The sequence below is a fragment of the Streptomyces sp. NPDC007162 genome, assembly GCF_040634175.1.
In the GTDB taxonomy this organism is placed as follows: domain Bacteria; phylum Actinomycetota; class Actinomycetes; order Streptomycetales; family Streptomycetaceae; genus Streptomyces.
Genome location: NZ_JBEYFC010000509.1, coordinates 1 through 6,331, shown reverse-complemented (window position 1 = coordinate 6,331; position 6,331 = coordinate 1). Strand labels below are relative to the sequence as shown.

7 protein-coding genes are annotated in these 6,331 nt (G+C 64.5%); 1 reads left to right on the top strand and 6 read right to left on the bottom strand.

Features of this window, described 5'->3' with window-relative positions; all coding sequences use genetic code 11:
- Positions 1-483 (top strand): LamG domain-containing protein (locus tag ABZ646_RS37620; RefSeq protein ID WP_360529493.1); only part of this gene is annotated, 483 nt, incomplete at its 5' end.
- 496 nt (positions 484-979) lie between these two features.
- Here the strand turns inward: ABZ646_RS37620 and ABZ646_RS37615 are convergent.
- The 6 genes from ABZ646_RS37615 to ABZ646_RS37590 form a co-directional block, all read right to left on the bottom strand.
- The gene (locus ABZ646_RS37615; RefSeq protein WP_360529490.1) at positions 980-1,759 is read right to left on the bottom strand and encodes a hypothetical protein; all 780 of its coding nucleotides are present in this window, start codon (positions 1,757-1,759) and stop codon (positions 980-982) included.
- Positions 1,760-2,242: 483 nt separating this feature from the next.
- On the bottom strand, positions 2,243-3,073 hold the full coding sequence (locus ABZ646_RS37610) for a transposase (RefSeq protein ID WP_360529487.1): 831 nt from the start codon (positions 3,071-3,073) through the stop codon (positions 2,243-2,245).
- Positions 3,018-3,359 (bottom strand): transposase, encoded by a 342-nt coding sequence (locus ABZ646_RS37605; RefSeq protein ID WP_360529484.1) that lies wholly within the window; start codon positions 3,357-3,359, stop codon positions 3,018-3,020. The genes ABZ646_RS37610 and ABZ646_RS37605 overlap by 56 nt, the downstream gene beginning before the upstream one ends.
- 1,046 nt (positions 3,360-4,405) lie before the next feature.
- Entirely contained in the window at positions 4,406-4,747 is a 342-nt protein-coding gene (locus ABZ646_RS37600; protein WP_360529481.1) for a hypothetical protein, read from the bottom strand.
- Between the two features lie 172 nt (positions 4,748-4,919).
- A complete protein-coding gene (locus tag ABZ646_RS37595) occupies positions 4,920-5,306 on the bottom strand; it encodes a hypothetical protein (RefSeq protein ID WP_360529478.1) in 387 nt (128 codons plus the stop codon).
- Between the two features lie 100 nt (positions 5,307-5,406).
- The gene (locus tag ABZ646_RS37590) at positions 5,407-5,820 is read right to left on the bottom strand and encodes a nucleic acid/nucleotide deaminase domain-containing protein (RefSeq protein WP_360529496.1); all 414 of its coding nucleotides are present in this window, start codon (positions 5,818-5,820) and stop codon (positions 5,407-5,409) included.
- Between the last annotated feature and the right edge of the window lie 511 nt (positions 5,821-6,331).

Below are 6,331 nucleotides of genomic sequence, written 5' to 3'. Positions count from 1 at the left end.
GTCAACACCCTCGGCGACTACACCGTCTCCGCCTGGGTGAAGATCAACTCAGCGCTCGGCACCACCGCCGTCTGCCAGGGCACCACCCAGCACCAGTCCTTCTACCTCTCCTACGACAAACCCAGCGCCGCCTGGATGTTCCAGACCACCACTACCAACGACGAGAACTCCGACTTCCCCACCGCCGAAGGCGACCCCAACAGCGGCACGATCGGCACCTGGACCCACCTCGTAGCCACCTTTCGTGCACCAGTCCCGGGAGGCGCCACCACCGGCAACATGGCCCTTTACCAGAACGGCACCCTGATCGGGACCGCCACCAACCTCAGCCCCCAGTACGACTCCTCCATGCCCCTGACCATCGGCGGCTGCGTCAACAGCGCCTCCGCCACCGCCCCTTACCTCGCCTTCCCCGGCTCCGTCGCCGACGTCCACGTCTACCCCCGCACGCTCTCGGCGACCGAAGTCAGCGCACTGCACTGACCCACAGCCGGTCCAGGGCCCGCGCCAGCTCCGCCAGGAGCGGCGTGGGCCCGCCCACGCCTGCGACCAAAATCTCCGGGCGCCGCTCGTCGGACCAACGGGATGTCACGGCGCCGGCCCACGCGATGAGGGAGCAGATCGCGCAGCTGAGCGCACGGCTGGACGGGCTCAGCCGGCCCGCCGACGAGCCCGGAGCACCCAAGGCTGCCGGGCTGTCCGGACCACCGGCGGATCATGCCCTCGTGACCGACGCCCCGCTGCGGACGCAGCGGATGCAAGGCCCTTCCAAGCTCCCGTCTGGTCGAGACGAGGCGACGCTTGCTCACCCAGCCGCAGCCGCCCGGCGGACCCGCGGCCCAGCCCGCTCGCCCCATCCGAAAAGACGACAACCCACGTACCGCCCCAGAAGGGAGTCGACCCGCCGCTCGTCCACTACCTCCGGCGCGCGCACCTCCGGATATAGGGCGTGCAGCGACTCGACCGGGCGCGGGCGCGACTATCTTTGCAGTTTGTTCATGTCTATGACGTTCTTGGTGGGCGGTGGCGCGAGGGTCACCTGCTTGTTGAACCCCGAGAACTCGACCGTTTGGGGCTCTTTGCCGCCCTCGACGGACATCCGAAGATCGTAGGGCTGGCCATCGGTGGCCACGACAAGGGTCCGGGTCGCGGCACTGTCCTTCCCCGTGAGCGTCAGGCCGCGGGTGCCGTGGACGTCGGTATCCGCGCCTCTCTTGAGAGCGCTGTCGGACTGGTCCTTCGTGAACATGGCGGCGGTGTCGCAGAAGGGAAACTCGTCGTCCGCATCCGCGGATCCCACCGGCTTCCTGAGCCACCGTCCCGCCAGCAATCCGACGACAGTGTCAGCCTGCTGAGAGGGCACGCCCGCTCCGGCGACGGACTCCTGCCAGAACTTCTTGTCGCCCTTCGTATAGGTGTAGCCCCCGTACCAGCGGACCTGGCCGGTCCCACCCCCCATACCGAAGGTACCCAGGCAGTTCCCCTTTCCGGCGACCGCTACATCAACGGTCATCTCCTTGCCCTCGACGGTCGCGGAGCCTGTGACCCTCAAGGACCTCAACTTCGCCATCACCAGCCGGGACTTTTCGGCGATCTGCGCCGGACTCAAGCCCTCAAACGGCGTCGCGGGCGAAGCCGATGCGGAGACGGAGGCACCCGCCGCCTTGGCGTCGGCCTTCTCGCCCTCTCCACAGGCGGTGAGCGTCACCACCGCCGTCACACACAGAGCCGCCACCCCTAAAAGGGTACGATCAGCCACTTTTTACTCCCCTCCACAGAAGATCGAGTCGACGCACCAGACTCAGGAACCACACAGAGGGATGCAGCGAACGGCATGTGATCCACCCCACTACCGAGAAGGCGCGCACCAATTCCGGCACGCTGCGCTCTGAGCCGGCGAACGGGCGTACGCAGGCGAACACTCCCTCGACGCCCAGCTTGCGGAGGCCATCCCTACGATCTCGCTCCGCCACGCAGTCACCGAACACAGACGCTCAGGTGTCACGCGCGAATCACCGACCCCGTGGACACCCTCCCGCACAGGATTCCAAACCTGGACATACCTGCCCGCACAAGACTGGACGGACGGCCCTGGACGGCTTCTACGACATGTGCCAGGTGGTACCCAGTGAGGGACCCAGGATCAGGACCGGAGCGTCTTCTGGCCCGTCAAAGCGGTATTGCAGGGTGTTCGGGGGTGTCTCACTCACCCGTCTGAGCCTCTCATCTGTCACGACTGCCCCTATGAGCGGGGATCTGACTGCAACTGTTTGACCAGGTGGAAGACCTCCCGAGCCGCGTAGCGTTTGAGGCAGCGGACGATTCCGCGCCTGGTCTTGCCCTCCTTGATCCGACGCTCGTAATAGACCTGGGTGCGCGCGTCGACCCTCAAGCGGGTGAACACGATGCGGTGGAGCGCGGCGTTGGCCTGCCGGTCGCCACCACGGTTAAGGCGACGGAACTGCCGGCGCCCCGAGGAACGCTCGACAGGGCTGACACCGCACAGCGCGGCGAACGACGCCTCGCTGTCCAGCCGTTCCGGGTTGTCCCCCACCGTGATCAGCAAAGAGACCGCCGTGTCCGGGCCGATCCCCACCACGTCGAGCAGCTGCGGGGCGTGGCATTCCACGAGCCGGGCAAGACGAGCCTCCACGTCCCGGATCTGCTCGGAGAGCTGGCCGATCCGGTGAGCCAGCAGGCCCAACGTGATCCGAGTGGCCTGCAGCACCGACTCCTCGCCGATCTCCTCGCAACTGCTCATGTCCGCGAACTGCGCACAGGTACGGAAGAGTTCGGCATTGCCCAGTCCGGCCAGTTCTTCCCGTAAAGCGGGATCAGCAGTAACAAGGACGGCCTTGAGCTGATTGATGGCCGTAGTGCGGGCCTTGACGGCCGACGCTTTCGTGAGTTTGTACATTCTCGCGATCTGCACCGGCCCGTCGCCCGTTTTGGCCCGGGCGCTGGCCCGCCCGCTCAACACGGCTCGCGCCGCGTTCTGGGCATCGAGAGGGTCCGATTTACCGCGCCGACGACGATCTGCCCGGTCCATCCGGTTCACGTCGAACACGTCCACGCCCCTGGGCCAGCAGATAGCGGGACAGGGACGCCCCGTAGGAACCGGTCCCCTCCACCCCGGCCCGCCCCACGGTCCCCGACTTCCTGGCCCACTTCAGCAGATCACGGTATCCAGCCGCGGTGGCCGGGAACTCGTCAATTGCGAGCACCGCCCCCGTCAAGGAGAGCACCGCAGCCACATGGGCGTCCCGGTGCGTTTCCACTCCCAGCACCACCTCCCCCACAGGGCGACGACGGCGTGCCCGCGGAGCAGGCGTCGTACTGGACAGTGCCGAACCACGCATGCCCGTTCCCTTCCGGCCCGATGACGTATCGCGTTGCCGGTACCGAGCCGCGTCAGACGGTCAGAATCGTGAGGACGCCACAGCAATCGACAGGCCCCTATCGGGACACACCCCGCCAGTCCGGCACCGACAACGCACCATCCCCAACCACCGGCCGACACAGTGTGACTGAGACACTTCGGTCAGAAATATCATGAGTCAGACCATAGGCCCGGGACAGCACCCGCCCATCCTCCCGCCCCCATCTCGCTAACACTCAGGAACCGCAGGACATGCTCAACCCCCTTCACGCAACACCCAGAACCTGATCCCGGCAGAGCACAACAGCACACGAGGGCAAGCGGCACGATCAGGGACCGCCAGCGGCAAGAGCGGCGAACTGGCCGCCGACGTCGTGGGTTACCTCACCGATGACCACGAGCCGGGTGAGGAGGAGGGCACCGGTTCCGACGGCGGGTGGGTCGAGCGGCGCAGACGGACAGCCGAGTACGGGGTCGAGAACGACGACCAGGCACATCACCTTACGCCCACAACGAATACGATCATTTCGCTCTGCGATGCCCCTGTCACCACGAGCGAGGTTCCGTCGGATTGGTCAACTGCGGCCACGGGGCCCCCGAAGCGAGATACCCGCCGGCTCACCGGTGATCGCGTCCCACGCAGCGACCACTCCGGTCGCCAGAGACGCTGCCATCTGTTCCACAGCGGCAGCATCCTTTCGGGTCCGGACAGTGCCCGTATCGGCCAGTTATGCGGGACGGCCAGCGGAGGCGTCAGCCACTCGTCCCGGTTTCCTGCTGCCGGCCTTGACTTCTTGGATCATCCTGCGCCCGCTGAGGCGACACTCGGGCCCCTGGCCTGCACAGCCTTCGTCCACGGCACGAAAACGGTCCACCAACTCCGTCGGCGGACCGTCACGAAACTTCGAGGCTAGATTCTAGTAGCTTCCCCAGTAAGGAATTAGACGCGTGATCCACCCTGCCTGCGCACAATGCCCACCTGCGATGATTCGACAGACAAAACGCTGCCCGCTGGAACCGTCCAACTCACCACAGCGAAGAGTTCTCCACCACAGGCTCTGCCCACGCCGCGTACGTAAAGATCGCTCGCAGTGACGGTGGAATCGTCGAGTCATCAACCTCGTTCTCTCTGCACCGCAGCCCATAATGCAGACGATAAGACAGACCATCAATGACGACGCCGTCGATATCAGTACCTTCGGACTGCGGTTGAAAACCTGGCTCTTCCTCTACCGTCCATCCAGCTCTCCCAGCGAGATACACCCACGTCTGGAAAGCTCGGAGCACATCCTCAGCGCCTGGCTCCATGCTGTCGACACGCGCCAAAATCTCAACAGGATCTCGACGATTTGGATCGTTGATCGGCATTTCACCCCTCAAATAATCTTGAGTCTTACAAGTCTATTTCCGTCATCTTGACGTTACGTCAAAGCGTCAAGATGCCCCATCGGAAACCAATCCGGTGGGGCATCTTCTGTTGAGTAGGGCCTCAATTTTGGACCCACTCAGATCCTCGAGTCCGCAGGAGCGATGATGATTATCACCCTGCGACGTGAATCACCATTGGGCGCATATCATCATCCGCAACGCCGGCCCGGAAACCGGCCGAGCTTAGAATTCCGATAATCGCATCCCGCATGTGCGAGACAATCGCTCCCGAATGCCGAATGACTGGAGCCGACAGCTCGCGATTCCGTACACTCTCAGCCACTGCCCGGGAAAGAGCCGGGTCGGGGCGCCATGTCACGAAGACGCCACCCGCCTCGTCATCGCCAGCGTCAACCTCAACCTCCGCCCCTACCGACCCCGCCGCGTCAGCCATTAGAAAGGCGGGGATTCCCGCCAGTTGGAGTTCCCGGCAAACTTGATCAGCCAGTTGGTTTCGATCGGCGAGAACGTCGTCGGAAGCGTTGACGAAGTCAGACATGCATGAACACCCGGCCTGTGTTTAGGAGTTGATGTTTTCGGGATGTGTGGTGGGTGCCCCTAAGCACCCACCACACACCTCTTAGGCTAGCGCGCACCGATCAGCGGCCACCAGCCGCCGCGATCATCTGTCTCAGCAGCTCGTTGGACGCTGCATTCAATGTCGCGTCAGACCCCCAGGGCACCGACCAACTAACTGGGGTTCCCGGGCTGAGGGCACCATCCAGCATGGGCCCACATACCGGGCAAGGCTGGCGCTCGCTATAGAGTTCCGTGATTTGGTCCGGCTTGAAGCCCTTGGCCGCAAGCTGATCCAGGATGTGGTTTTCCGAGTGGTAACCGTTGCCCTTACTGAAGCCAGTAACGAGGTCACCAGTCTTGGGATCATTCCACCCCGGGACTCGCGCGACTGCAACATTCCGCCCCGGGCTTACGCCGGCTGCACCTCGGGCGTTATAAGCCGCATTGCTCAGCTCATTGCTGTTGTACGGAATCTCGCCGCACGTATTGTGCACGAGCACCGGCGTATTTCCAGCCAGCACATAGTACGTGTGGAAGCGCGGTGTGCCCTACCTGGGATTTTGCAGGTCGGAGCCGAACTGGACGTCCGCTGAAGTCCGTTGGAGTGCGCTGACGTCCGCCCCTGTTGCCGTCAGCGTTGCCGTCAGTGGTTTAGACCTTGCCACGTGGCGGGCGGCAGTCGACAACGGCGGTCGGCGGAGCGATTTTGGGCGGGAGCTGCTTTGGCGCGAGTGATCATGGCCCATTAAGCTTCCGGCGCGTCGGGCAGTCTGTGGACCTGCCCGGTAAAGCACGACGTTTGGGCCATGATCTTCGAGGCTCGCGCCAAAGTGGCTGCCTAAAATCGCGGAGCCGACCGCCCCCAGCCACGACGTGGTTCTGACCTCATGCACTGTGTGCCTGCCTCTTGGGCGGGAGCGGGCGGCCGGCGGTGCCGAGCGGGGCGGAGACATGAGCGCGGGCGCCGCCGGCCGCCCGCGCCCGCCCGGAGGAGCGGAGCGACGA

What these genes read in the sequence shown, in the direction of transcription:
- ABZ646_RS37605 (WP_360529484.1), bottom strand. Translation starts at nt 3,359, where the DNA reads ATGCGTGGTTCGGCACTGTCCAGTACGACGCCTGCTCCGCGGGCACGC.
- ABZ646_RS37600 (WP_360529481.1), bottom strand. Translation starts at nt 4,747, where the DNA reads ATGCCGATCAACGATCCAAATCGTCGAGATCCTGTTGAGATTTTGGCG.
- ABZ646_RS37595 (WP_360529478.1), bottom strand. Translation starts at nt 5,306, where the DNA reads ATGTCTGACTTCGTCAACGCTTCCGACGACGTTCTCGCCGATCGAAAC.